The organism is Sneathiella glossodoripedis JCM 23214, assembly GCF_000616095.1.
GTDB classification, from domain to species: Bacteria; Pseudomonadota; Alphaproteobacteria; order Sneathiellales; family Sneathiellaceae; genus Sneathiella; species Sneathiella glossodoripedis.
Map to the genome: position 1 here is coordinate 1368599 of NZ_BAMS01000001.1, position 25845 is coordinate 1394443.

Consider the following 25845-nt stretch of genomic DNA (forward strand, 5'->3'; position numbering starts at 1 on the left):
TATTTCTGCTACCTTTAAGCAGACCCTCTGATCAAATAGCGGGCCAATGCTTCGATTTCTGATGCGGCTTCACTGGCAGGGTATTTGCTCAGTAAGGCTGCTTGTGAACGGATCGCATAAGCCACTCTGTCATCTTGCGGAATGATACCTGCGAGTGGGGGCTCAAGCTGGAGAAAATTCCGGCAGGCGGTCACAAGTTTTTCATAAACCTTCTGACCGTCATTACGTGACTTTACCATATTTACCAGAATTCTGGTATCAGCATTTTCCTGCGCCTGAGTTACCACTTTGATAAAGGCATATGCATCGGTCAAAGATGTGGGCTCACCGTTGGTGACAACAAGCTTGGGGCCCTTAGCAGAGGCAAGTGTGCGAACAGCATCATCAATACCCGCTCCCAAGTCGAGAATGATGAAATCATATTCTTTGCCCAGCTCGATCAATTCCTCATGAACGGCCCTTAAGTGAGTAGAATCCAGTGTTCCAAGTGATCCAGAACCAGAGCGTCCCGCAATAATATGGTACCCGCCTGTTTCGTATTCAAAGGCCACGTCTTTGAGCTTTCTTTCGCCGGAAATAACTGTAGCCAGATCATGCTCGGGCAGGATACCCAATTGAATATCTACGTTTGCCAATCCAACATCACCGTCAAACAAGAGGACTTTCTTTCCCTCGTTTGCAAGCGCATGTGCCAGTGTTGTTGCCAAAATGGTCTTGCCAACGCCCCCTTTGCCAGAGGCGATGGTAATCAGGTTCCGGCCAGCATCGGGGGTTGCTGGATGTGCACTTGGCCTGTCTGTTAAAGGGCTGTGTGTGTCTGTCATTTTTGAACCTTGTCGAATTCGTTGCTTACACCCTGAAGGGTAGGGTCTCTTAATATTAGCCGAGCGAGATTAACAGGAGTTAAAACATGCAGGCCATTGGCCACTGCAGGTGAAACACTTGCATATGAAAAACTGAGGTTAGCCTTGTCAGCGGCTGTCAATACACCACCATAGCGCCTCGTTGTGTCCAAACGTGTAACCAGCATGCGTTTGGCCCCGATGGCGGCAAATTTTTCTGCGGTGTCACTCATTTCAGATGGGTCATTACCCGCGGGAAGTACCACCATGGTTTCTGCGGAACCAGCTATGATCAATTCCGCCAGGTTTTCAAGCTCATTGGTCTCGTAACAGTTGATTCCACCTGTATCGATAAGAACGTGAGCGCCATCAGAGAGTTCTTTTTCATTCAGGATATGGGGTAAATCGTCAGCCCCGTTGGAAACCCATAATTTGAGTTTGAGGATGTCGGTAAAGGCTTTCAACTGATCAACAGCACCTGCACGACTTTTGTCCGTAGTGATCACGTGTACCTTACGGTCTGACATTGTCGCTGAAGCCGCCATTTTAGCAATTGTCATGGTTTTTCCCACACCCGGTGGTCCAACCAGCATCAAAGGTTTATGTCTGTTATTGAACTTGGGAGAGAAAGAAAAATGCATATCGAGGGCAGCTGCCAATGCAAGCGTCGTATCTTCGGTTTGTGCAGCTAGTGCTGACCTGCAAATTCGTTCTGCAAGTAACGTCGGAATTCCATGATACGCCATTGCCTGTACCAGAACTTGAACCTGTGGGGTCACTTTAATTGGTTTTTCGGGCTCTGAATTTGCAGTTGATGAATCAACTGACGTGGCTTGGGCTGTTTTGGGTTCTTTCTTGGGTACCTGATCTTCGTCAGGGATTGGCGCGTTCAATGCCGCTTTCAGCTTTTCTGTAGGTTTCTGGGCTGCTTTGGAGTTGTTTTTTTTCTTGTTTCTGAGCTGCTTTTTTTCATGTGGTTGTTCTGCTTCCAATCGCCAGTCGGTGTCCCAGTCCAGTGCCCATTTGCGGTTTTTTCCGTTTGCCTGAGAAGATGTTATCGGGCTTGGATCCGGGTCACTCCTTTCAATAGCGGCCGTAATCTGAACGTCGCCTTCAGAGGTTTGCTGCGTAGATAATATTATCGCATCGTCGCCCAGCTCTTGACGCACTTTATTCATCGCATCAGCCATATTTTGTCCGTTAAAGGATTTTATCCGCATCTAGCCAAGCCCTATATCTGCGCCAAAGTCTTTAACTTCGCTTTTGGGTGAATTTCGTTTTGAGACATGACCACAGTGCTTGGTCTGAAACGTTCAACTATTGACCTAACATACGGGCGGATTGCGGGACTGGTTAAAAGTACCGGATTATGTCCTTGTTGTGCCAGTCGGTCAAAATTGTCCCGAATGAGTGATATGAACTCCTGTAGAAGCTAGGGGCCATGGAAAGTTGTTTTTCTTCACCTTGTCCAATAATTGCGTCCGCGAAATTCTGTTCCCATTGAGGAGAGAGCGTCACCAGCGGAATAAAACCATCGGGTGCTGTATTGGTCGCTGAGATTTGCCGCGCTAGGCGTGCTCGCACGTGTTCGGTTATCATGCTGATGTTATGAGTGTAACCAGTCGCTTCGGAAATTCCTTCCAAAATGGACGCCAAATCACGGATTGAAATTCGCTCCGTCAGCAGGTTTTGCAAAACTCTTTGAATGCCACTTACGGTGATCTGGTTAGGGATCACATCAGCAACCAGTTTTTGATGGGCTGCAGGTAATTCATCAAGCAGTTTTTGCGTTTCAGCGTAAGACAACAGATCCGCCATATGATCTTTCAGGATTTCTGTCAGATGTGTTGTCACAACGGTAGCAGGATCTACGACAGTATATCCTCTAAAGGAAGCTTCTTCACGCTGACCTTCATCTACCCACACAGCAGGCAGACCAAATGTCGGCTCGGTTGTCTCTTCACCCGGCAGGTCGATAGGTAATCCTTGAGGGTCCATCACCAACAGTTGATTGGGGCGGACATCTCCTTCACCAGCTTCCAATTCTTTCACGCGCACGACATAATTGTTGGCAGGTAATTGCATGTTGTCGAGGATTCGAACGCTGGGCATTACAAAGCCCATGTCTCCCGCTATCTGGCGACGCAATGCCTTAATCTGATCTGTGAGGCGATACCCTTCATTGTCATTGATTAATGTCAGAAGGCCATACCCAAGCTCGAGGCGCAAATCGTCAATTGCCAATGCGGTTGATATGGGCTCTTCAGCAGGAATTGCTTCTTTTTGTTCTTCTACAATTTGTTGCTGCGCTACCAGTTTCGCCTGCCGCTGCTGACGATTGAGATAAAATGCTGCATATCCGGTACCTGCCGCAAGGATCAGGAACGGGATCATGGGAATTCCCGGAAGTAGCGATAGGGAGAGCAATAGAAACGAACTTACTGCAAGCGCCCGTGGATAACCACCTAACTGGGCGATCAGGGCTTTGTCAGTAGTACCGGTAACACCACCACGTGATACAAGCATACCCGCCGCCACGGATACGATCAGGCAGGGATCTGGCTCACCAGTCCATCGCCAACTGTCAGAATAGTGTAGCTTTCAGCAGCTTGTGAAAAGGTCAGATCATTTTGGGCGACGCCAACAATAATACCTCCAATGATATTGATGAATGTTATGAGCAGCCCGGCTATAGCATCGCCGCGTACAAACTTGGACGCACCATCCATTGAGCCAAAGAAGCTGCTTTCATCCTCCAGCTCCTTACGTCGTGTGCGAGCTGTTTCCTCATCAATCATGCCTGCAGATAAATCGGCATCAATTGCCATTTGCTTTCCTGGCATTGCATCCAGTGAAAATCGTGCGGCCACTTCGGCGATACGTCCGGAACCTTTGGTAATCACGACGAAATTCACGATCACCAGTATGGCAAATACGATAATTCCGATCACGAAATTACCGCCCATTACAAAATTTCCAAATGCTTCAATTACGCTGCCAGCGGCATTCGGGCCCGTATGACCTTCTGAGAGAATAAGCCTTGTAGATGCCAGATTAAGTGATAATCGCAGCATCGTTGCGATTAGCAAGACCGTCGGAAAAGAACTGAAATCCAAGGGTTTCGCTATGAACAGGCAGGTCATCAGAATGATAACCGAGAACGTGATGGAAAGAGCCAGGCTAAAATCCAGCAACCAGCTTGGCATTGGCAAGACCAAGACCACCAGTATACAAACAACGCCTAGTGCCAGCCCGATGTCGCCTTGTGCAATCGCTTTGGCTATATTTCCAAACTGGAACCCCTGTGGGACGGCAGCCTGTTGTTGTTCTTGGCTATCACTCATAATTCGTGACTATTTCCCTTTAAATATACCGATCAGATCGCTGGTCTGCTTGTGCCCGCTGAGGGTATTTCCACACCTTCACCTGAATATTGCTTAAGCTTGTTGCGCAATGTTCGAATTGAAATACCTAAAATGTTGGCCGCATGGGTTCGATTGCCTAGGCAATGTTCCAACGTATTGAGAATGAGATCTTTCTCAACATCTGCCACTGTACGTCCGACCATTACTGCGCTGTCACCCTGAACCTCCGCTGCGGCGCCGGCTGTTTGCATTTGCTGGGGCGGAGCAGACTGTGTTTGCGGCGTATCTGGAACGGCACTACCATCCGGCATTAGTATTGCTTCAGGGCCAATATCGTCTCCCTGTGCGAGCAATACTGCGCGGTGCATTGTGTTTTCAAGTTCACGTACGTTTCCTTGCCACACATTTCGCTTTAGTTTTTCCATTGCTGCGTCGCTGATCTGACGCAACGGTATAGCGTTCATTTCAGAGTATTTTTTGGCAAAATGATGTGAAAGGGTGACAATATCCGAAGGCCGTTCCCGAAGCGGTGGAATTTTAAGGGTCACTACATTGAGACGAAACAGCAAGTCTTCGCGGAACGTTTTTTCGCGGACAGCTTCTGCCAGATCCCGGTTGGACGTCGCGAGAATACGAATATCCACAGGAACCGGTTTAGTGCCGCCAACCCGGTCAATGACCCGTTCCTGAATGGCGCGTAACAGCTTGGCTTGCAGTGTAATGTCCATTTCACTGATTTCGTCCAGCAATAAAGTGCCGCCATTTGCTTCTTCGAACTTTCCGATCCGACGGGCGATGGCGCCTGTAAAGGCTCCTTTTTCATGACCAAAAAGCTCTGACTCCAGAAGATTTTCAGGAATTGCCGCACAGTTGACACATACAAAAGGCTTGTCGGATCGGTTGCTTTTCTTGTGGAGGTAACTCGCCATCACCTCTTTACCGGTACCAGTTTCGCCGTTGATCAGCACTGATGCAGATGATGGCGCAATTTGGTCCGCTAATTTGACTACTTCCTGCATAGCAGGGTCACTGAAAATCAGTTGAGTGTTTTCTTCTGCGACTGCTTCCAAAACAGCGGCAATAAGTTCAGGATCCGGTGGTAATGGCAAAAATTCCTTTGCACCTGCCCGTATGGCATTTGCAGCTGCGGTTGCATCCGTGTTTACACCACAGGCAATAATGGGAAGATTAATTCGCTCGTTGGCGAGGCTCTCAACCAGTTGGCTGATAGGCTGACCAACGTCAATCATCGCCATATCGGCACCTCGGCCTGAGCGCAGGGAAATCAACGCTGCTTCGATATCATCAACCTGACTGACTTTTGCTCCACGCGACATGGCAATCTGGCTTGCTGCACCAATTTGTCCGTCCAAAGCTCCAATTATAAGCAAACGCATCTGCTTATCTCCTACGACTAATTATAAAACTGCACGCGCTCTGTGGGCGGCAACAAGGTATTGAGAACCATCTCAAGGCGACGTGGATTTTCCTGTCGGCCAATTGATGTAGCACTCGCGATGTATATTCTGTTGATCAGCACTTCTTCCGCTGAATTACGCTCAAGCTTGGTCGCAAGCGGACTGAAGAACATATTGGCTAGGACTGCACCATAAAAGGTTGTCAGTAGTGCGACAGCCATTGCAGGACCAATTGTAGACGGGTCGTTGAGGTTGCTGAGCATCTGTACAAGCCCAACAAGCGTACCAATCAGGCCCATTGCGGGGGCAACTTCTGCTGCCCGGTGAAGGATGCCCGCCGATGACGAGTGACGCGAAGCCATGGCTTTTAACTCGTTGGACAGGATCCGATTGACATCGTCCGCGGGCAATCCATCTACCACCATCTGCAGGGCTTTGTTCTGGAAACTGTCCGGGTTGCTGTTACCAATATAGTCCTGTAGTTTCAGGATACCTTTCCCGCGGCATCTTTCAGCAAGTTCAATCATGTCAAAGGCGATATCTACAGGGCGGTCGCGATTGACGAACAGAGTCCTCATTATCAATTTTTGTGAACGTAATACTTCCCAAAGGGAATAGCTCATACTTGTGACCAGGAAAGTGCCCCCCAGCACAATAAGAACCGACGGCAGATTATAGAATGCAGTAACCGAGCCACCCACCAAAACAGCGGCGGTGATTACTGCAAAACTGCCAAACAGCCCTATTATTGTCGCAAAATCCAGCTTCATTTTTTACGGGTTCCGTTATCTGCGGTCTGATTTGATAATCTCTGTCATGGTGACACCTAAGCGATCCTCAACCACCACTACCTCACCGCGCGCGACAAGTCGGTTGTTGACATATATATCGATGGCTTCGCCAACTTTACGATCCAGTTCAACGACGGCACCACGCCCTAATTTCAAAAGCTGGCTTACTTGCATACGTGACTTGCCAAGTACGGCTGATACATGCACAGGGATGTCAAATACGGCTTCCAGATCAGCAGCAGTACGTGCGATGTCGGAGTCATCTTCCATCTGCATGCTGGAGCTATCATTGTTTTCAGACGTATCCTCAGCACCTTCAGCAGCTCCACCTTCGGCCTCTTCGGCTGGAGGATTGCTCAGATCATCGAGCTCTAAATCTTCATTTTCTGCCACTTTAACTCTCCATTATTGTCCGCATCAGCAGGACTGTGTCCAAAGGTTAATCTGCTGAACCGGTGCTGATAAATCGATTGACGATTTCTTCCAGTTTCTGTTCGGTGTCGGTAAGTTCTCGCTCCACGCCACCATCTGCCCATTCAATGCGGCAGTTGCTTTGTGTTTTGGTGTCATCAGAGAGCAGAATAACTTTTCCCTGAAAACCACTTGCCTGCGTTAGTTCGTTTATTTTGTCGGCCAATGCGTCACATACAGGCTCACTTGCCCTTAAAACAATTCTTGGCTCGTCATGTAGATCCTCAAGGCAGCTTTCCACCATTTTCAGGACTTCTTCCTCGGGTTGACGAGAGATCAACGCATTCGCCAGTTTTTTTGCAACTGCAAACGCGAGGCTCGCGGCCTCACATCTGATATTTTCAATTTGACTGCTATGGTGTTGTCCCAAAACCTGCAACTGACTAGCCATGGAATTCAGGACATCTGCGGTAGAGGCTTCAATGTCTTGCAATGCCTCCGCTTTTCCGGCGGTCGCACCTGATTGATAGGCTTCCTCACACAGTCGGTTTTTATCCTCTTCCGTGTAGATGGCTGGCGGCGCTTCCGGCTCCTGCTCAGCTTTTTTACGGATATTGGACTGGCTGCCAAATTCTGTATCAAACAGGAATTTTGAACTTACACTCATTACACGCTACCCTAATAAACCAACTCGTCATCGCCGCCACTATCGGCCAGCATAATTTCACCCTTATCCGCAAGATCCTTTGCGATATTCACGATTTCCATCTGAGCTTCGTCAACATCACGGAGGCGAACTGGTCCGAGGGCCTCCATATCTTCGCGAAGAATTTTGGCAGCCCGTTCAGACATATTGCTGAAAAACAGATCGCGCACCGCATCGGAAGCGCCCTTCATACAAATTCCCAACCGGTCTTTATCGACACTGCGAAGGAGGGTTTGAACGCCTGCAGGATCCAGTTTGAGAAGATCCTCGAAGGTAAACATCAGGGCTTTGATTTTTTCAGCGCTATCACGGTTGCGTTCTTCAAGGGCGGCGATAAACCGGCTTTCGGTATTGCGATCGAAATTGTTGAAGATCTCTGCCATCATTTCGTGGCTGTCACGTTTGTTTGTTTTGGCAAGGTTGCTCATAAATTCGCTGCGCAACGTGTCTTCAATTTTGTCGAGAACTTCTTTTTGCACGCTTTCCATTTGAAGCATCCTGTTGACCACCTCGAGGGAGAAATCTTCGGGCAGAGTTCCCAATACCTTTGCAGCGTGGTCCGGATTGATTTTACTCATCACCACAGCTACCGTTTGCGGATATTCGTTTTTCAGATAGTTGGCGAGCACAGCTTCGTTCACATTGGCCAGTTTGTCCCACATGGTGCGACCGGCAGGGCCGCGGATCTCTTCCATGATTCCATCGACCTTGTCCGATGGCAGTGCACGTAAAAGAAGCCGTTCAGTGGCCTCATAGGTTCCGATCAGGTTACCGGTTGAGGAAATGCTGCCAGCAAATTCTACGAACAATGCTTCCATAACATCCGCCGCCACGGTACCCAGATTGGACATGGCTTGCGAAATTTCCTTGATTTCTTCTTCATCAAGGCGTGTCCATAAAGGTGCTGCATGTTCCTCGCCCAGTGCGAGCATCATGATGGCAGCTTTATCGGTTCCGGAAAGTTGTTTGATATCTGTTATTGACATTTTTCAGCCCCGATTATTTTTCGTGATAGAGCCAGTTGCGCAAGATGGCAACCGCTTCATCAGGGTGTTTTTCAACGATTTCACCAACTTTGGCGAGGGCGGATGTTTTAACCTGGCCGTCTACTTTGGCGATATCGATCATCTCATCAAGTTCAGTGAGAGTTTCTGATTGCAGTGCCAATGCTTCAGGGCTGCCCTCTGGCGGAGCACCATCTTCACCCGACGCGCCTGGAAGCGCAGCTGTGGTGCCGCCGCCGGCATAACCTGGACCTGCACCTGCGATTGCGCCAATGGCACCGCCGCCTGCACCAGCTAAAGCATTTCCGGTTTCATCTGCACTCAGTGCCCGGGTGAGCAGAGGGCGTACGACCAACAGAAGTGCGAGGACTGCGACGATAGCAAGGACCGCCATTTCACCCATTTTGAACAGATCCTGCTTGTTAAAGCCGAGGAAAATGTCCATCTCGTTGGGATCTTCCTCAAACTCAACAGGGGCAATTTCAACAAATGGCATGTTGACAACCTCGACTATATCGCCTCGATCCTCATTAAAACCAATGGCGGATTTGACTAGTCTGGCAACCTGTTCAAGGGCTGTGTCATCAAGTGGCTCGTAGTTTCGATTTCCATCAGCATCTGTCGTTGCTCGCCCATTTACCAAAACCGCTACGGTCAGGCGTTGCACCAGTCCGGCTTCCTGAATTTCTGTTGTGACTGTTTTGGAGATTTCGTAGTTGACGGTTTCTTCAATGCGATTGGATTCATTTTGTGACCCGGCACCGCCCGCATTTGCGGCTTGCGCTTCGGGCAGGTTATTGGCAACCGTTACACCTTCTGCATCCCCGCTGCTTTCGCTTGCTGAGCTGTTTTCTTCAACAACTTGTGTGGAGCGAACAACTTGCCCGTCAGGATCATATGTTTCAGATTTAACAGTGCGTTGGTCGAAATTCATTTCGGCGCTGACTTGCGCACGTACATTTCCTTTTCCAAGGGATTGTTCAAGCAAAGTCTCAATCTGTTCGCGCAAACGGTTTTCGTGTGTTGCGCGCATGAATTCAGTCTGGCTGCCATAGCCTTTTCCGTGGTTTTCTTTACCATCTCCGCGGGCCAGCAGATTGCCGCGACTATCGACAATTGATATCCGGTTAATGGCGAGCGTGGGGACTGCAGCCGCAACCATATGCTGGATTGAGGCGATTTGATCTTCCTGAAGCTGACCTTTGAGTTTCAGGACAATAGAGGCTGAGGCGTCGCGTTTTTCACGGCTGAAAACCTGGCGCTTAGGAAGAACAATATGCACACGGGCGGAGCTAACATTGTTTAATGCCCGAATGGTGCGGGCAAGCTCTCCCTCCAGTGCTCTGACGAGATTAACATTCTGAACGAATGCAGTTGTGCCAAATGCGTCGGAGCTGTCAAAAATTTCATAGCCGACGGATCCTCCGTTTGGAAGGCCCTCCTGTGCCATGCTCAGGCGAAGCTTCGCAACCTGATCTTTCGGAACCATAATGTCGCGGCCATTATTCGCGATCTTGAATGGAATATTCTGGGCTTCGAGTTTGCTGACCACTGAACCTGAATCTTCAGGTTCCATATTTCCGTATAGCAAGGCGTAATCAGCAGAACCCAATCTGGTTGCCATAAACATTATTAACGCCAACAAACCAACGGCCACCGAACCAAGAATGGCTAGTCGGACAGTTCCGAGGTTTTGAAGAAGCTGACTGAGACCGTTCACAACAGGCACCTTTTAAGCAAAAAATACATTAGACCAACGTCCTTTGAGACGTAATCTACCGACTTGTTATAAACAGAAGGTTAACGCTGGGCAATATTTGCCGACTTATACGGAAAAAATTGCCTATTTGTCGTAAGTTGCTGAATTAGAAAAACAAAATAAAAAGCAATTCTGCCGATTGGAGCAAAATTGCTTTTGAATTTGAATCAGATTTTTCAGAAAAAAATGTTAGTTACTTATATCCGTTGGAGGCGGTGGGCGGTATTGTTGGAGCCGCGTTGTTCGCAGACCAGCAAGCCCGTGTTTGTCAATTGCCTTTTGCCAGGAAAGAAACTCTTCAACAGATAGTTTATACATGTTGCAAGCGTCGTCGAGGCTAATAAGCCCTCCACGCACTGCTGCCACAACCTCAGCTTTGCGGCGGATAACCCACCGTTTCGTATCTTTGGGCGGCAGATCGTCAATTGTCATCGGCTTTCCGTCAAGCCCGATGATTTGACTGATTTTATGTTCAGATAAGGACTGCATCTATACGATACCTTGCTCTAACTAATTCCTTGCTATGAGGAGGATCGTATCCGCGGGAATTTAACAAACCGCTAAAGATGATGGTTAATTTTCTATTTCACGGTCAAAAGCAGCATTTTGACCGTGAAATTAGGAGTAATATCAAATGCTTGGATTATCGTTTGATCCGAATTAATTCTTCCAGCATCTCATCTGCAGTGGTGATGATCTTACTCGCTGCAGAGTAGGTTCTTTGAGTAACAATCATTTTTGTGAACTCATTTGCTATATCTACGGTGGATGCTTCAGTTGCGGAAGAAATAACCCGACCAGCTCCACCTATTGTGGCTTCACGTAACGTGAATGTACCGGATTCCGGTGTTTCATCATAAGCGTTACCATCCTTGTTTGCCATTTCATTTGGATTGGGGAAGGTGGCAACTGGGATCTTGTAGATATATCTCGAGGTTCCGTTGTCGAATTTGGCAATTACGTTGCCTTCTTCGTCAATGAACACTGAGTTGAATGCGCCGAACAATGCGCCATTGATGTCGGAGGAGACCAATTCGGAATTACCGGCAAAATGGGTGAAGCCATCTGACTGGTCATCTGTACCAAAATCAAGGGTCACAACTTGCGGAGTATCAATTCCCAATGTTGCCGCCCATGGAATAGTGATTGTGTTGGTCTGTGTTGTGGCACCAGAAGACAGATCAATTGTACCATCGGAATTAAAGGCCACAACCTCAGTGGAAAGTACATCTTCTGTGCCGTCATCATCAAGGTCGGCTGTGATTTCAAGCGTCCATTCGTTAGGTGTGACACCTGTACCGGTCTTCAGAAAGTTGAAGGTTACGGAATGCGCGGCACCGACACTGTCATAAATCTGGAAAGATCTGACAAAATGGGGTGTTGTCGTGCCGTTTGCCATATTACCTGCAACATAACCCGCACCAAAAGTGGCTTGAGATTTAGCCAGGTTTGCTTTTAGCTCAATGGTTGTTGTTGGTTCTGCGTTACCAGTCAGACCGGATACGTTGACCGGTTGCAGAGCAGAAAGATCGGATTGGTTTGTCGGGATGGCGCCATTTGCGTCAATTTGCCAACCTTGCAAGTAATAGCCTTGCGCGTTACGAAGTCGACCTTCGCTATCTGGCTCAAATGTTCCCGCCCTTGTAAATAGGTAGTTTCCACCAGATGCGGTAGGGTCGCTCAGTGTATGAACAACAAAGAAACCCTGGCCAGCGATGGCCATATGTGTATCTGTCGTTGAAGCTGTGATCAATCCTTGTTTGTCAACCTGTTGGGTTGGATGAACAATAACACCGCCTGGTGAATAACTCGTATTCGTTGTCGTTTCGGTTACGAGAGTTGAGAATACTGCTCTGGTATCCTTGTAACCCACTGTACTGCTGTTTGAAATGTTGTCCGAGATCATGCCCATAGACATGGATTGGGCCGCCAGACCCGATACCCCTGAAAACATTGCTGCTGTAAGACTCATGATAATACTCCTTTAATAATGCCATCACATGAGCGGCGACGGCGAATTCTTTAACTGGCGTTACACGCCTTCAGTTTCTGATCCTGTTACCTGTACGGTTGTAATATTCGCAAGCCCAAGTGGGACGCCATCAACCATAAGAACTGGCTGACCATTTACTGTTTCAACTTTCGAGGCATATCCTTCGAAATAGTAGTCAACATTTACTTCGCTGCCGCCATCAGTGGTTGCGTTGGCGACAAGATAATAGTTGCCTTCAGGTGCCTGACCACCATTTGCGATGGAGCCGTCCCAGTTATAAACATGCTCGCCTTTGGAGGTGACAGTAGATACAGTTTCAGAGTGAACTTTGGTGCCGTTGGAATCGTATATATCGTACGTCACTTCATCTGCGTTTGAGGCAAAGTCCAAATTCCAGCTTGCACCGGTCCCGTCCAGTTTTGAAATGTTCAGGTTGGAGCCAACGGTTTTGCCCAGATACCCAATCAATACAGTTGCCTCATTGTTTTGCTGACTTATGGATTGAAGTTGAATGAGGGCTTCCAGATTCTGATTTGTTGAAATGGATTGTTCAACTTCAGTGAAGGAAACAAGTTGGTTTGTAAATTCGTTGGAATCTGTCGGGTTGAGCGGATCCTGATTTTGCAATTGTGTCGTTAGCATGGTCAGGAAGTCATCAAAGTTGTCTGCCAGATTAACCGCTGACTGGGCAGCTTTTGAATCTGCTTTGTAATAAGTCGCATTTGCTTCATCGATATTCATCTTGCGATCTCCTCAACCTTAAACCTGAATGTCCAGACCGGACGTGTCTGTATTAAGGTCAGACAAAAATGCCGGGTCAGTTATCATGTTGTCTTCCATTTCCTCAGGGCTACCCGAAGCGTTTTGAGAGTGCTCGTTATTTTGACCTTCTTGTTCCTGGCCTTGGTTCAGGCTAAAGCTGAGGCTGTCTGATCCAGTGTCGAAACCGGCATCCTGTAGCGCTTTTTCAAGCTGTTTGGAGTCCTGTTGCAGTAGATCGAGGCTGTCCGCATTGTCAGCTGAAATAACTGCCAGTATGCGCCCATCATGGCCTAGCTCCAGTTTGATATCCACCCGACCAAGTTCAGCGGGGTTTAGCTGAACCTTGATTTGATCCACGCCATCTTTGACGGCGGTAGTGATTTGTGTCGCAACCTGTTCTGCGGGGCTGCCAGCTTGTGCCATTGCACGACTTGCCATGCTAGCCTGACTGATGGAGTTGGTTGATGTCTGCTCAATACCAGTGATTGCACCCCCGGCAACTGGTGTTGTAGTTACTGAAGGATCAGCGGGTTGTTGCGGCATTATTAGGGAGCCGCCTAAATCGCCATTGGGAATGATGATCGGCATTTCTGCTTGTTGTGCAGATTGGGTTACCATTGCAATTGCCGTGTCCGCTTTAGGGGTCATCTCCGGCGTTGCAGTCTGTCCCGCAGCGATCATGGCGTTGGCATTACTCACAAGACTGCCTTGATTTGCATTCGCGGTTTTGTTTGCTGCAACCGTTGAGATTTTCCCTTTGCCTTTTGCCAGAAGTTCTGAAATTTGAGAGGAAAGGGCATCTTTCTCGGACATTTTAGCTATTTCATCACTGCGCATCTTTTCAATTGCGCTGAAACCGTTTTCAGTTTTTACCTGAGCCGCCTGATCGTGCGAACTTTGAGATGCGATCGTTGAAGATCCCGTGTTCAGGTTACCTTGCCGTTCAGTTGATGCTTTTGCGCCTGCTGCTGTTTTATTAGTTGAAGCGCTGGCATTCGCTGCTTGATTGGCTGAAGCCGCAGATGCGATGGCAGCGGGATTAACTGAAGCTTTTTGGGCTGCAGTTTTTGGATCGTTCGAACTTAACGCCTGTTTTTCAGCATTTTGAGATACAGCAGCGATTGCGTTCGGGTTGGCATTTTGTTGCAACTGGCTTTGTGCTCTTTCAAGGCCAGTAATTTTTGAGCCGTCATTTACAATCTCAGACGCTGTTGGATTTACCTTAGATGCATCCGCAGTGTTTCCGGTTTTCGTACCAGCGACAGTTTGCGATGAGGATGCTTCTGTATTGGCGTTGCCACTTGATTTGGATGAAGTTGCTGAAACTAATTGCGCGTTGGCGGGATTATTGGTCGCCGCAACCGCAGAAGTATCTTTTTGGCTATCGGCTGTCCGCTCTTCATAAAGGCCAGTGTCTTCTTCAACCTGTTCTTTGCGATCGTCAGGTCTGTCTATGTCGTCCCGCTCTTTGGGTCTGACTTTTTCTTTGGGTTCATAATGTTCCACTTCTTTTTCAGACTTGAGGTGACGGGCAAAATCGTCGCCTTTCTCGCCAGAATATGTGGGCCCCCAACTAAAAGGGCTTTCTGTGTCATGTTTGACCTGTGATACATCCATTGAACTTCTCACTTTTCATATTTTAGCACCCGAAGGTGATCACTCGCCAATCAATAAGCAAAAGTCGGGCCAGTTTTTTGTGGTAAGAAAAATTCTTTTATTTCAATGTGTTGTGGAATTATTGGTTTCGTAAATAGGGAGGTGTCTTTTTCCGCTGAGGCAATAAATACCGGAAGTAAGGAGGAAATTTCCGCCTTTCCTAATTCGACTGTGGGCAACTGAATAGGAAGCTGAGAATTGGCGATATACTTTATAATAGGAAGTGGGATTTCGCATTTGGCATTGTAATTGCATATTCAAGGTCGAGTTTAGTTTTGGTTTTAAAGAATAGTCCTAGTCAAATGGGTCTTTTGGCGGATAAAAATTAATTAATTCAAATGCTTACGATCATATGGGTGAGCTTGCGATTAGGGTAATTTTTACCAGGAACCAAACAGGAAACGCACCGAACCCGGTCAAAACTTCCTACAGGATCAGACCGGTTATGTGGAGATAGAAGATGAGTTTAAATGCGATAATGAATTCCGGAGTTACCGGTATGCTCGCCCATCAACAGGCGTTGAACGTTACATCGAGCAATATCGCAAATGTGCAGACTGAAGGGTATGCTCGAAAGGTTGTCGATTATAGTACAATTGTTCTTGGTGGGCAGGGCGCCGGCGTCGATGTTGAAGATGTCCGACGAGTAACGGATGAGTTTATTCTGCGCGAGCTGCGCCTCTCCACAGCCAGCTCAGAACAGTATGCCGCCATGTCCGACATATACGGTAAGCTGCAGGCTTTGTTGGGTGATCCCGCAGCAAACACCTCGTTGACGGGTAAGATGGACAGTATCCACACATCACTTGCGTCACTGTCTGTTGACCCAACACTTTCTGTAGCGCGCTCCACAGCTTTGACAGAAATCCAGAATTTCGGGATTGAAGCCGACCGCTTGCAAACTCAAATTCAGGCGCTGCGCAAAGAGGCTGACAATCACATTGCCAGTGAAATCGAAACAGTAAATTCTGCAATTTTGCGTATTCATGAGCTGAACAAGGAGATTTCCTCTGCAACCATCAGCGGCAAACCTACAGGCGAGCTTGAAGATAAGCGTGATCAGGCAATGGCTGAGATCTCCGAGATTATGGATATCAAAACCTATCCGCAGGGAAATAATTCAGTTGCAGTAATTACGAATGCGGGGCAGCAGCTTCTTGACTTTACACCGCGGCAGCTTGTGTACACACCAGCCGCGTCTGTGACCTCGGAAACGATTTTTGATCAGATTTCCATCAACGTATATGATGAGGTAACACAAACAACAGCAACAACTGGTTTGCCACTGGATCCGGAACTGACTGGTGGATCGCTTCGCGGTTGGTTGGATATGAGGAATGTTGAACTTCCCGGTCTTGCAAGTCAGATTGGAGCGCTCGCTGGTGCAACCGCGGAACATCTGAATGCCGTTCATAATGCCAACATTGCAGTGCCGCCACCTTCGAGCCTTTCCGGGCACAACACTGGCGTCGTAGCGGGTGATGATCACGGGTTTACGGGAGAGGCAACCTTTTACAGCTTTGATGCCAATAATGATATCGTCGCTTCTTATACTGTAGATTTTGATGCTGTTGGTACGGTTTCAATGACCGATGTTATTAATGAGGTAAATGGCGCTCTTGGTGCCGGTACCTTGCGCTTGCAAACGGGGCGCTTACGATGACAGCGCAAGGCGGTGCAAGCGGTGTGGGGATAGAGCAATCCTCAACTGATCCGGCTTTACGGGCGGGTAAAGGGTTCTCTCATTTTTTTGGGATGAATGACCTTGTTGAGGCGTCTGTTCAGACAAACTTTGATACTGGTCTTGCTCCCGCAGATAACCACAGCTTCACAGGTACCGTTCAGATACAGAATAGAGGACCGGACGGTGAAATCCAGTCTGATTTTACAATCGATTTTGGTGTGATTGGTGGCACTGTTCAGGATATCGTGGATGAACTCAATGCCAATCTTGGGGCTACCGCAACAGCGAGTATCACAAGTAACGGTGCAATCGAAATATCCAATGCGGCCGGCTATGAAAATTACAATCTGAACGTATCGTCTGACACCAGTGATCGTGGCGGTACGGGGCTAACATTTTCCTCAATGTTCGGAATGGGGCTTCGCTATCCGATTGATCAGAGTGCGGATTTCACAGTTCGTGAGGATATTCTTGCATCCCCGATGACTATGGCCCTTGCGCAGGTAAATGCAGCAGGTAGTCCCGCGCTTAATCTTTCTGATAACCGCGGTGCGCTGGATTTTCAGGATCTGGCAAGTGCGACTAATTCTTTTGGTACTCTTGGGGGGCTTCCTGGATCAAATGTGACTTTGACAGAGTATGCTTCACAAATTCTGGCCAAGTCTGGATTGGATGCGGCCCGCTCTGAAAGTTTGCAGGCGGATCGATCCGCTCTTGCCGGGGTTCTCAAGGATAAGTTGTTGGAAAGTTCCGGTGTGAATATGGATGAGGAACTGGCCAATTTGATTGTATATCAAAACGCATATAACGCCGCTGCACGCGTAATTACAACCGCGCGGGACATGTATGATGTTCTGCTGAATATCGCCTAGAGCAAAAGATTAGGAGATAGATTATGACACGGGTTTCAACATTCCAGCAAAGTCAGACGCTTCTGATGGAAATGCTCAATAGCCAGGCCAAGGTTGAAAAAGCACAGAAGCAGGTTACGACCGGCCACGTGGCTGAGTTTTATAAGGATATTTATCAGGATACCGCTGGTTTGACCGGGGCCAAATCCTTGCTGTCCCGGCTGGAGCAGCACAAGGAAAATGACGCCATTGTTCAAGCGGAACTCTCTGCCTATGATCAGGCGCTCGCGGGAATGGAAAGTGCTGCAACAGATTTGAAAGAAGCGGTGATGGGAGCCATAAACGCATCGTCTGCTTTGGGCTTTGAGGCCGCAGTGGAAGGTGTGTTTGAGGCTGTTCTCGGGTTTATGAATAGTCAGAACACCGAAGGATACCTGTTTGCAGGCAGCAAAAAAGATACCGCGCCCATTAACATCACGCAGTTTTCTGATCTGCTGACCGCGCTGGAGCCACCGACAGATATCTATACAAATGATACCCTCAAACGATCTGTCAAAATCGACGAGAACAGGACGATTGAAACGGGTATGCTGGCGGATGAGCTGTCATTTGACATTATGACCGCTTTGCAGCGGATTGCGCTTTGGCAAAATGGTACTATCCCGACTACGGCTCCGGTTCCTGCAGGGCCTGCCGGGCCTATCACAACGCCGCTTCGCACAGAGGATCAGGATTTTCTCATCGCGGAAATCAGCAATCTGGAAACCCTGGTTCGCGATTTGAATGAAGCGCGCGGTCAAAATGGTCTTAATCAGCGCCTTGTCACCCAAACGGTAGAGTCTATTGATGTGCAGATAACCCAGACCAAGATCTATATCAGCAATATTGAAGACGTCGACAGTGCAGAAGCCATCGTGAATCTCAATCAGGCAAATTTTGCACTCGAAGCCTCCTACAACGTATTAAGCCAGATCAACCGGACATCTTTGCTCAATTTTCTGGGTTAGAGCTGTAAAAATGTGATTGCATGCGCATTTGGGGCACTAAAGCTTGCATCCCGTAAAAACAGGCCTATATTGCGCACCATGAATTCATTAGGTTTTGATACTGCACCCGAAGATACCCGTGTTGTCGTTGCCATGTCAGGTGGCGTGGACAGTTCGGTGACGGCTGCGCTTTTAAAAGATCAGGGCTATGACGTGGTCGGGATCACGTTGCAGCTTTATGATCATGGTGTTGCCGTGCAGCGCAAAGGTGCCTGCTGCGCCGGGCAGGATATTCACGACGCCCGCCGCGTGGCGGATGCGATTGGAATTCCGCATTATGTGCTGGACTATGAAAGCCGTTTTCAGGATAGCGTCATGGAAGAATTTGCTGACAGCTACCTGCGCGGGGAAACACCGGTGCCATGCGTGCGCTGTAATCAGACCGTAAAATTTCGCGATCTTTTGGAAACGTCGCAAGACCTTGGCGCTGTTGCCCTTGCCACAGGGCATTATATCCGCCGCGAAGGAGGCGTGAGCGGCGCGCGGCTGTATCGCGGCGCCAACGCCATCAAGGATCAAAGTTACTTCCTGTTTGCCACTACACAGGAACAGGCTGATTATCTGCGTTTTCCGCTCGGTGGTCTGACAAAGGATGAAACCCGCGCACTGGCAGATAAATATAATCTGGCGGTTGCGGCGAAGCCAGAAAGTCAGGATATCTGTTTCGTGCCCAACGGCAACTATGCCAGCGTTATCGAACGTATTCGGCCCGGTGCAGGGCGCAAAGGGGATATCGTTGATCTGTCAGGTAAAGTGCTGGGCGAGCATAATGGCATTATCAATTATACAATTGGCCAACGCCGCGGCTTGGGGATCGCGGTTGGGGATCCGCTCTATGTTGTTCGTCTTGATCCGGAAGGAAACCGGGTTGTCGTAGGTCCGCGCGAAGCGTTGCTTGTCTCAAAGCTTTCATTAAGGGAAATGAACTGGATTGGCGATAGTCCCCTTGATGACGCAGGAACAGATGTGATGATCAAGGTTCGCTCGACCCAGGATCCGTTCCCGGCCACGGTATATGGAGCTGCAAATGGCTGGGCAGAGGTGCACCTGCCAGAGCCGGAGGCGGGCGTGTCGGCCGGTCAGGCTTGTGTTATGTATGATGGGGACAGGTTGCTCGGTGGTGGCTGGATTGCCGGCACCGAGGCTCCTCTCACCCTTTAAATCGGATCAGATGTCAGAGCGGCAAGTTGTCGTTTCATCCCGGTGGCAGCAAAGGCAAAGCCTCCGTCGCCACCATCGACAAAATGCACATGCGCTCCCTCTGCCATGTTAAAGACCAGACATGTCATGAGAGCATTATCGGAAGACTGCAGCCCATAGGCGATTTTTTTCTGTTCATGGAACGCGTTCAGGCATTCTTCAATGGCGGTAATCTGGTCGGGGCGACAGTCAAGGACAAGCCGGATCATATCATCAAAGCGTTGAAAGTCGGTATTTGCAATCAGCTCATCGCGGTAAATGGCTCCATCATAGCTGCCCGCTTTCTTGCCTGACTTTTCAAGATACATCTGTACAGCCGTCTGCCAGCCAATCCGGTACAGCGCGCCCAACAAACCGCGTCCGGCGGCTGTCAGTTTCGCTTCGATCCAGGCGGCTCTCGGTGGCCAGCGTAGTCGCAGATTTTGCCGGCTGGTGGGGCGGTAATCCTCAGCTTTTGATCCTAAAATTGTGGTCAGCTTTTTCAGGACCTCATCATAAATTTGTGTCTTTTCATCCTTACTGCCAAATGGCGCGGTAACCAGCAGACTGATGATCTTACCATTTCGACTGCTTAAAGGCTCCCAGCGGCAGGACAATCCCTCCAGATCGGGTTGACCCTCCAGTTTCGCATCCATGGGGATGAGATAATCGCCTCCCTCGGTCTCCGATTTGAGCAATCGATCCGCTTCCGACAGGCCGCCCCCGGAAAACATGGCAAGGGACAGCCCGGCGCTCATCCGGTATTTCAGCAACGTAACATCCAGTCCGCGGGCTCGTAAATCCTTCACGGGAATTAACCCGATCCGCAGGTCGAGCGACATCTGCTCTCGGGCCACATGGCGCACCTTGATCAGTGCCGCCCGCGCGGCATCGGCCAGTTGTGGCGGAATGGCAAGTGTCGCGCCGTCCCCGCCAAATACGTAAGGCACATCAATTTCATCCGCGATATTCAATATCCCCATGATGCAGGCAGCGCCCACCATATTGACGGTTTTGTAGCGGCCCTGTTCAATTGCACGGGTGGATCCCTGGATATCGCTCAGCACCAGCAGCCAGTCATCGGGCAGGGGGGTGTAAAGTGAACTGTCGGTCACTTTGGTAAAATCACGAACCGAGCAAGGGCCGTAAAAAAATCTGTGCTGCTGTCGGTCATGGCAGGCTCGAGAGTTTGGCGCAAGGGCATTTGAAGCATGGTGATCGAACATTTCAAAAAAGACAATTAATAAGCTTATACGCAAGAATTTCGCGATTGGATGAACGCAGACCTTTTTTTCTCAATAACCTGCTTGACAGTCTCTTCAAAAGCTCCTAAATAGCGACCTCCAGACGGCCTGATCCACGGCCGTTTTTCGTGTGGCGGAGTAGCTCAGCTGGTTAGAGCAGCGGAATCATAATCCGCGTGTCGGGGGTTCAAGTCCCTCCTCCGCTACCAACTATCTTCTTGATATAATCATGTGTTTTTACGTGGCAAACGCGCAACACCTATTAAGATTTGTTGTGCCCATCTATCTGAGTTTTTCAGTTGCAGATTTCCGTGAGCTTTGTTGCGGTTTTTTTCGGAATACTGGTCTATCAACAAATCTGTATATACATGCTTTTTCCTGCTGCCAATACATAAACTACAGTTAAATTATGTAAATCTTAATTGTGGTTGATTTTCATTTTTATTTCGATTAATGTTCAATTAATACAAAATGAAAATCTAAATTATAATAATAATGTGCGTATACTGGGGTAGGGGAAATAAAATGAAAAAAATCCTAACTTTGCTTAATGTTGCTGCGATCTCTGCGGTGTTGACCTTGAACGGGACTGGGCAAGTTTCATTCGCGAAAGACTTGTTGGAAAAGGGCCTGTTGGATCCCACTACAACAGAGATGACCAAGGCTGGTGCTCATAAAAAATCTGGACCTTGGACCATTGGGATGTCATTTCCCGGTCTTGGAAATACATGGATTGTGCAAATGGTGCATGAAACTAAATACACAGCAGCACTAAATCCCAAAATAAAGGATTTTATTTTCACTGAGGCTGGTTGGCAGCCAGCAAAGCAAGTGGCTGATATTGAAGATTTGATCGCTCGGAAAGTCGATGCGCTCATCGTAACGCCTATGGCACCGCCTACCGTGAAAAAACAGGTTGAGGCAGCCGTCGCTGCAGGCATTCCTGTAATTACCTATGGTTCAACTGACGGACTACTTCCGTCCACAGTAGAAATTAATCTCGGTGGTAAGAAGTTTGGCAAAGCCGGAGGGTTGTGGCTGAAAGAAAAGCTGAATGGCAAAGGGACTATATGGGTGTTTCGTGGTATTGCGGGCGTAACTGAAGAAACGCTTCGTTATGAAGGGCTGCTCGAAGGGTTGGAAGGCTCAGATATTGTTATCGGTGCTGAAGTTTTTGGTGATTGGAATTATACTAAAGGAAAACAGCTTTGTGAAAACCTGGTGCTTTCGGGGCAACCTGTGGACGCAATCTGGTTCTCCGGTGCTGACATGACTAGGGCTTGTATCGATGTTTTTAACGATACTGGTAAACCGCTCGTGCCTATGACAGGAGAAGGAAATAACGGGTTCTTGCGGATCTGGACTGAAAACCAGTTGGACAGTGTTGCACCAATTTATACACCTGGAATCGGTCCTGCTCTGGTTCGGGCAACGGTTGCTTTGCTGGAAGGGGAGCAGCTTTATAAATCCTACTATTCTGACCCAGCTGCTATTTCCAACGCGACACGCGACAAATTCTACCGCAAAGATCTGAATGATGCCTTTTGGGTAACCTCCACGCTTCCGGAAGACGAAATCCAAAAAATGTTCAAGAAATAAGATCAACTGGAGAATTCATATGTTGGTCTTGGAAACGGGAGCCGATCCTTCAATGGAAGGGCCGGTTCCTGCCGTTGAATTTGTGGAAATTACGAAGCGATTTGGCTCCACAATGGCTCTTGATACTGTTTCGATCAAAGGCTGGGCCGGTAGCGTTCACGCCATAACAGGAGAGAACGGAGCGGGAAAGTCGACTTTGATGAACCTGCTCGCAGGAGTGCATCAGCCAGATGCGGGATGCATTTCGATAAACGGTACCCCGTTGAAACTGGAAAATCCGAAAGCTGCAAGAATAGCTGGCATATCCACTATTTTTCAGGAGCTGACCTTGCTGCCCAACCTCACAGTTGCAGAGAATATGTTTCTGGGACGAGAGCCGCTGAAAACGGCTGTCGTTGACCGGGTAAAAATGCGAGAACTCGCTGAAGAAGCTCTAGCGCGTCTGGGCAGTCAAATATCGGTTGATGCTTTTTGTGGTGATCTCTCCGTAGGAGAGCAGCAAATGGTAGAAATCGCTAAAGGAATTACAGCCGATGCGCAGATTTTCATCTTGGATGAGCCCACTGCGGCTCTTAATACGCCTGAAGTGGAAAAGCTGGCTGAACTTATCTCAAGAATGAAGTCCGAGGGTAAACTAATTTTTTATATTAGTCATCGCCTCGATGAAATCTTTAGGTTCTGCGACGAAGTTTCCGTATTGAAAGATGGCAAGTATGTCGCGACTTCACGAGTGTCTGAAATTGATCGCGATCAGCTTGTCTCGCTAATGGTAGGACGCGAACTGGGAGAGCTCTTCCCTGTTCGATCCACATCTCGGGATCAAGCCAAGGCTTTGCTGAATATTTCTGCTATAGCTATTTCCGATAACACACCTGAAGTTTCTTTTAGTCTTTCCAGAGGTGAAATTCTGGGGCTTGGTGGGCTTGAAGGACAAGGCCAGCGATCAATAATTCGTTCCATTGCCGGTATTGAGGCCTTTTCAAAAGGTGAGATAAGGAAAACAAGCCGCGAGACAGATATTGCTGTCCCTATAACTCCAACGATAGTTGAGGTTGCTAAGGCAGGCATCGGTTTCGTACCAGAGGATAGAAAAACCGAGGGGCTGTATCTAACGCTTAGTATTGCCAAGAATATGGCGTTGGGCATGTTGCGGGAGCTTTCCGTTTGGCGACGTGCACGTGTTCGGTCTGATCATATTGAAACCCTTCTCCATAAGATGAGGGTTGTTGCTGCCAGTGCAAACCAGGAAGTAGGGGCGCTGTCGGGTGGTAATCAGCAAAAAATAATGATTGGGCGCTGGCTGGCGTCAAATGTAGATGTTTTACTTATTGAAGAACCGACGCGCGGCGTTGATGTGGGTGCAAAAGTAGAAATTTATAATCTATTGAGAGAATTTGCAGATGCTGGTGGCGCTGTACTGATTACCTCAAGTGAGTTGACCGAGCTTCTGGGTCTTTGTGACCGTATTCTTGTGGTTAGGGGCGGGGCCTTAGTCGCTGAATTTGAGGGTACAGAAGCCACCGAGGAAGAAATTTTGCATGCTGCTCTGTCCAGCACAGCAGAAAACTATAATAAAAAAGAGGAAGTGGCGTGAGTTCGATTGGTTTATTACATAGTCCCGGGCGAAGTGGATTAAGTCTAGTAGCCCTGGGGCTTCCTGTTTTGCTGTTTGTGATTATTAGTCTGATCTCACCTTCTTTTCTGAGCGTTCAGAACCTTTCCAATGTTAACGCGCAGATCACGGCATTATTGATTATTGCTTTGGGACAGATGATTGTCGCTATCTCTGGCGGTATAGATCTATCCGTCGGATCTGTACTTAGTCTGACAAGCACACTTCTGGTCTCTGTGGATCCCACACTGTCAATACCGACCGTATTACTGGTTGGCGTTTGCGTTGGTCTTGTGAATGGGGTTGGTGTTGCGATATTTACAGTCCATCCGCTGGTTATGACCCTCGCCAGTATGACGTTCTTGCAGGGGCTTGCGCTCCTTATTCTTCCTGTTCCCGGAGGATCTATCCCCGGTTTTCTTGAGGCCCTTGTAGATTTTTCTTTTCTGGGGCTTCCCGCCGCCTTCTATTGGTGCTTGACGTTTGTTCTGCTAGCGGCATTTTTGTTACGGGCAACGAAGTTTGGAATGCGGCTTTTTGCTGTTGGTGCAAATGCACAAAACGCGGCCCGAAATGGTGTTAATGTTACCTTTTACAAGATCTTAAGCTATGTTTTGTGTTCTACGTCGGCGGTAATGGCAGGTATGTATCTCTCGGCCCGGGTGGCTTCTGCGGATGCGACAATGGGGGCTTCTTTTGCCCTTGAATCTGTTACGGCAGTGGCTTTGGGGGGCGTACAACTGGCAGGGGGAGTTGGCAGCGTTCCCGGAGTTATCGCAGGAACCATAACGTTGGGTTTGATGACAAATGGAATGAACCTGATTGGTGTCTCTCCTTTCGTTCGAGCATCGGCAACGGGTGTGCTATTACTGATTGCAATCAGTCTACAGCCTAGAAAGGCGATTGGAGCATGAGCCTTTCCCTTTCCCAGAAAAAAGGTCTAAGCCTTCCAAAGCCAAGAGATCTCGCACGGTATATATTTAGTTTGCCGTTTGCCTATGTGGGAACAGTGCTCCTGCTTCTTTTTGCATATTACACCCGGCCGGCTTTGCTCTCTCCTTTGCTACTTCTTCTGATCATTCGACAGGCAGCGCCTCTCGGTATTGTCGTGTTGGGACAGTCCCTTTGTATGCGTGTCTTGTCGCTTGACCTTTCTATTGGAGGAGTGATCGTTGCCGTTAGCTATATTCTGACAAGTGGTGTCCTGCCCTTCTCGGAACCTGTTCTAGTACTTATTTGCGTTGGCTTTGGATTGATGATTGGATCGATCAATGCACTTTTGATAACGCGGCTCAGGGCATCTTCAGTGATTGTGACCCTCGCGATGGCGATGATTTTATCCGGTATTGTGATTTCGCTTAGCCAATATCATGCGCCAAGTGATGCGCCAGAGATCCTTCGATATATCGGGCAAAAACGTATTGGGGTCTTCCCCATTGCGCTTTTCGTTTGGCTGGCAGTACTCATTCCATCAGTAATTTTCCTCCGGATCTCGGTGTTTGGTCGATATGTCGACGCTATTGGGGCTAATCCAAACGCAGCGTGGACTTCTGGCATTCCCTATATCTGGGTTGTTACGATCGTTCATATCATGTCTAGCCTGTTTGCAGTGTTTAGCGGTCTTCTGTTGGTTGGGTTTGTCGGGGTTGGCAGTATTGATATTGGACAGGATCTGGCCTTGAACTCTTTGGCAGCAGTCATTTTGGGGGGAGTGACTTTTGGTTCTGGTAAAGGTGGTGTGATTGGGCCTACAGTTGCTGCTTTTATGCTAACATTCAGTTTTAATTTGTTGACGAGTCTTGGGCTGGGGGAACCTGGAAAGCTGATGATACAAGGAGGTATCATTGCAGTTGCTGCAATTGTGTACGCCACACGTCAGGCGAAATAAGGGTATGAAAGTTTTTAACTTGATTTGAGAAGGTG

At 48.4% G+C, this 25845-nt stretch carries 21 protein-coding genes, 1 tRNA gene and 1 pseudogene; 9 read left to right on the forward strand and 14 right to left on the reverse strand.

What is annotated here, in order from left to right; genetic code table 11:
• Positions 1 to 14: 14 nt before the first annotated feature.
• From JCM23214_RS06855 to JCM23214_RS06915, 13 genes and pseudogenes are all read right to left on the reverse strand, one after another.
• Positions 15 to 824 carry a MinD/ParA family protein gene (locus JCM23214_RS06855; RefSeq protein ID WP_025898308.1) on the reverse strand — a complete coding sequence of 270 codons (810 nt, stop codon included), beginning with the start codon at positions 822 to 824 and terminating at the stop codon, positions 15 to 17.
• Entirely contained in the window at positions 821 to 2062 is a 1242-nt protein-coding gene (flhF, locus tag JCM23214_RS19515) for a flagellar biosynthesis GTPase FlhF (RefSeq protein WP_084264607.1), read from the reverse strand. Before flhF ends, JCM23214_RS06855 begins: the two co-directional genes overlap by 4 nt.
• A gap of 11 nt (positions 2063 to 2073) precedes the next feature.
• A pseudogene (gene flhA, locus JCM23214_RS26565) lies at positions 2074 to 4186 on the reverse strand (flagellar biosynthesis protein FlhA).
• A 32-nt stretch (positions 4187 to 4218) separates the two neighbouring features.
• A complete protein-coding gene (gene flbD / locus JCM23214_RS06870) occupies positions 4219 to 5604 on the reverse strand; it encodes a sigma-54-dependent transcriptional regulator FlbD (protein WP_025898310.1) in 1386 nt (461 codons plus the stop codon).
• Positions 5605 to 5621: 17 nt separating this feature from the next.
• The gene (locus JCM23214_RS06875) at positions 5622 to 6395 is read right to left on the reverse strand and encodes a motility protein A (protein ID WP_025898311.1); all 774 of its coding nucleotides are present in this window, start codon (positions 6393 to 6395) and stop codon (positions 5622 to 5624) included.
• Between the two features lie 15 nt (positions 6396 to 6410).
• Positions 6411 to 6686 (reverse strand): flagellar motor switch protein FliN, encoded by a 276-nt coding sequence (gene fliN, locus JCM23214_RS06880; RefSeq protein ID WP_439646375.1) that lies wholly within the window; start codon positions 6684 to 6686, stop codon positions 6411 to 6413.
• Positions 6687 to 6855: 169 nt separating this feature from the next.
• Positions 6856 to 7494 (reverse strand): FliH/SctL family protein, encoded by a 639-nt coding sequence (locus JCM23214_RS06885; RefSeq protein WP_025898313.1) that lies wholly within the window; start codon positions 7492 to 7494, stop codon positions 6856 to 6858.
• 11 nt (positions 7495 to 7505) lie between these two features.
• Positions 7506 to 8519 (reverse strand): flagellar motor switch protein FliG, encoded by a 1014-nt coding sequence (fliG, locus tag JCM23214_RS06890; protein ID WP_025898314.1) that lies wholly within the window; start codon positions 8517 to 8519, stop codon positions 7506 to 7508.
• A gap of 13 nt (positions 8520 to 8532) precedes the next feature.
• Positions 8533 to 10257: a flagellar basal-body MS-ring/collar protein FliF gene (gene fliF / locus JCM23214_RS06895; protein ID WP_025898315.1), complete on the reverse strand. Its 1725-nt coding sequence runs from the start codon at positions 10255 to 10257 to the stop codon at positions 8533 to 8535.
• A 228-nt stretch (positions 10258 to 10485) separates the two neighbouring features.
• Positions 10486 to 10785 carry a CtrA inhibitor SciP gene (gene sciP / locus JCM23214_RS06900; protein ID WP_025898316.1) on the reverse strand — a complete coding sequence of 100 codons (300 nt, stop codon included), beginning with the start codon at positions 10783 to 10785 and terminating at the stop codon, positions 10486 to 10488.
• Positions 10786 to 10939: 154 nt separating this feature from the next.
• Positions 10940 to 12268 (reverse strand): flagellar hook protein FlgE, encoded by a 1329-nt coding sequence (flgE, locus tag JCM23214_RS06905; RefSeq protein WP_025898317.1) that lies wholly within the window; start codon positions 12266 to 12268, stop codon positions 10940 to 10942.
• Between the two features lie 60 nt (positions 12269 to 12328).
• Positions 12329 to 13030, reverse strand: a complete 702-nt coding sequence (locus JCM23214_RS19525; protein WP_025898318.1) for a flagellar hook assembly protein FlgD — start codon at positions 13028 to 13030, stop codon at positions 12329 to 12331.
• Between the two features lie 18 nt (positions 13031 to 13048).
• Positions 13049 to 14668, reverse strand: a complete 1620-nt coding sequence (locus JCM23214_RS06915; protein ID WP_025898319.1) for a flagellar hook-length control protein FliK — start codon at positions 14666 to 14668, stop codon at positions 13049 to 13051.
• A 499-nt stretch (positions 14669 to 15167) separates the two neighbouring features.
• Between JCM23214_RS06915 and flgK the strand changes: the two genes are divergently transcribed.
• From flgK to mnmA, 4 genes are all read left to right on the forward strand, one after another.
• Positions 15168 to 16370, forward strand: a complete 1203-nt coding sequence (flgK, locus tag JCM23214_RS06920; RefSeq protein ID WP_025898320.1) for a flagellar hook-associated protein FlgK — start codon at positions 15168 to 15170, stop codon at positions 16368 to 16370.
• Positions 16367 to 17263 carry a flagellar basal body rod C-terminal domain-containing protein gene (locus JCM23214_RS06925; protein ID WP_025898321.1) on the forward strand — a complete coding sequence of 299 codons (897 nt, stop codon included), beginning with the start codon at positions 16367 to 16369 and terminating at the stop codon, positions 17261 to 17263. Before flgK ends, JCM23214_RS06925 begins: the two co-directional genes overlap by 4 nt.
• Positions 17264 to 17286: 23 nt before the next feature.
• Positions 17287 to 18249: a flagellin gene (locus JCM23214_RS06930; RefSeq protein WP_025898322.1), complete on the forward strand. Its 963-nt coding sequence runs from the start codon at positions 17287 to 17289 to the stop codon at positions 18247 to 18249.
• A 78-nt stretch (positions 18250 to 18327) separates the two neighbouring features.
• A complete protein-coding gene (mnmA, locus tag JCM23214_RS06935; protein WP_025898323.1) occupies positions 18328 to 19449 on the forward strand; it encodes a tRNA 2-thiouridine(34) synthase MnmA in 1122 nt (373 codons plus the stop codon).
• On the opposite strand, the gene JCM23214_RS06940 is transcribed toward mnmA, so the two are convergent.
• Positions 19446 to 20693, reverse strand: coding sequence for a DUF3095 domain-containing protein (locus JCM23214_RS06940; RefSeq protein ID WP_267879392.1), 1248 nt, complete (start codon positions 20691 to 20693; stop codon positions 19446 to 19448). The two genes, mnmA and JCM23214_RS06940, sit on opposite strands and share 4 nt — an antisense overlap.
• Before the next feature lie 150 nt (positions 20694 to 20843).
• Here JCM23214_RS06940 and JCM23214_RS06945 point away from each other — a divergent pair.
• From JCM23214_RS06945 to JCM23214_RS06965, 5 genes are all read left to right on the forward strand, one after another.
• Positions 20844 to 20920: transfer RNA gene (locus tag JCM23214_RS06945), tRNA-Met, on the forward strand.
• Between the two features lie 316 nt (positions 20921 to 21236).
• On the forward strand, positions 21237 to 22310 hold the full coding sequence (locus JCM23214_RS06950) for an ABC transporter substrate-binding protein (protein ID WP_025898325.1): 1074 nt from the start codon (positions 21237 to 21239) through the stop codon (positions 22308 to 22310).
• A gap of 19 nt (positions 22311 to 22329) precedes the next feature.
• Positions 22330 to 23904 carry a sugar ABC transporter ATP-binding protein gene (locus tag JCM23214_RS06955; RefSeq protein ID WP_199899364.1) on the forward strand — a complete coding sequence of 525 codons (1575 nt, stop codon included), beginning with the start codon at positions 22330 to 22332 and terminating at the stop codon, positions 23902 to 23904.
• The gene (locus tag JCM23214_RS06960; protein WP_025898327.1) at positions 23901 to 24836 is read left to right on the forward strand and encodes an ABC transporter permease; all 936 of its coding nucleotides are present in this window, start codon (positions 23901 to 23903) and stop codon (positions 24834 to 24836) included. Before JCM23214_RS06955 ends, JCM23214_RS06960 begins: the two co-directional genes overlap by 4 nt.
• Positions 24833 to 25810: an ABC transporter permease gene (locus JCM23214_RS06965; protein ID WP_025898328.1), complete on the forward strand. Its 978-nt coding sequence runs from the start codon at positions 24833 to 24835 to the stop codon at positions 25808 to 25810. Before JCM23214_RS06960 ends, JCM23214_RS06965 begins: the two co-directional genes overlap by 4 nt.
• Positions 25811 to 25845: the final 35 nt, after the last annotated feature.

Bases quoted from the DNA above. Each gene is read 5' to 3' on its own strand.
- JCM23214_RS06930 (WP_025898322.1), top strand. From the start codon at position 17,287: ATGACACGGGTTTCAACATTCCAGCAAAGTCAGACGCTTCTGATGGAA.
- mnmA (WP_025898323.1), top strand. From the start codon at position 18,328: ATGAATTCATTAGGTTTTGATACTGCACCCGAAGATACCCGTGTTGTC.
- JCM23214_RS06965 (WP_025898328.1), top strand. From the start codon at position 24,833: ATGAGCCTTTCCCTTTCCCAGAAAAAAGGTCTAAGCCTTCCAAAGCCA.
- JCM23214_RS06955 (WP_199899364.1), top strand. From the start codon at position 22,330: ATGTTGGTCTTGGAAACGGGAGCCGATCCTTCAATGGAAGGGCCGGTT.
- JCM23214_RS06875 (WP_025898311.1), bottom strand. From the start codon at position 6,395: ATGAAGCTGGATTTTGCGACAATAATAGGGCTGTTTGGCAGTTTTGCA.
- sciP (WP_025898316.1), bottom strand. From the start codon at position 10,785: ATGCAGTCCTTATCTGAACATAAAATCAGTCAAATCATCGGGCTTGAC.
- flhF (WP_084264607.1), bottom strand. From the start codon at position 2,062: ATGCGGATAAAATCCTTTAACGGACAAAATATGGCTGATGCGATGAAT.
- JCM23214_RS19525 (WP_025898318.1), bottom strand. From the start codon at position 13,030: ATGAATATCGATGAAGCAAATGCGACTTATTACAAAGCAGATTCAAAA.
- flgE (WP_025898317.1), bottom strand. From the start codon at position 12,268: ATGAGTCTTACAGCAGCAATGTTTTCAGGGGTATCGGGTCTGGCGGCC.
- fliN (WP_439646375.1), bottom strand. From the start codon at position 6,686: ATGGAAGATGACTCCGACATCGCACGTACTGCTGCTGATCTGGAAGCC.
- JCM23214_RS06950 (WP_025898325.1), top strand. From the start codon at position 21,237: ATGAAAAAAATCCTAACTTTGCTTAATGTTGCTGCGATCTCTGCGGTG.
- JCM23214_RS06915 (WP_025898319.1), bottom strand. From the start codon at position 14,668: ATGGATGTATCACAGGTCAAACATGACACAGAAAGCCCTTTTAGTTGG.
- JCM23214_RS06925 (WP_025898321.1), top strand. From the start codon at position 16,367: ATGACAGCGCAAGGCGGTGCAAGCGGTGTGGGGATAGAGCAATCCTCA.
- flgK (WP_025898320.1), top strand. From the start codon at position 15,168: ATGAGTTTAAATGCGATAATGAATTCCGGAGTTACCGGTATGCTCGCC.
- flbD (WP_025898310.1), bottom strand. From the start codon at position 5,604: ATGCGTTTGCTTATAATTGGAGCTTTGGACGGACAAATTGGTGCAGCA.
- fliG (WP_025898314.1), bottom strand. From the start codon at position 8,519: ATGTCAATAACAGATATCAAACAACTTTCCGGAACCGATAAAGCTGCC.
- JCM23214_RS06940 (WP_267879392.1), bottom strand. From the start codon at position 20,693: ATGTTCGATCACCATGCTTCAAATGCCCTTGCGCCAAACTCTCGAGCC.
- JCM23214_RS06885 (WP_025898313.1), bottom strand. From the start codon at position 7,494: ATGAGTGTAAGTTCAAAATTCCTGTTTGATACAGAATTTGGCAGCCAG.
- JCM23214_RS06855 (WP_025898308.1), bottom strand. From the start codon at position 824: ATGACAGACACACACAGCCCTTTAACAGACAGGCCAAGTGCACATCCA.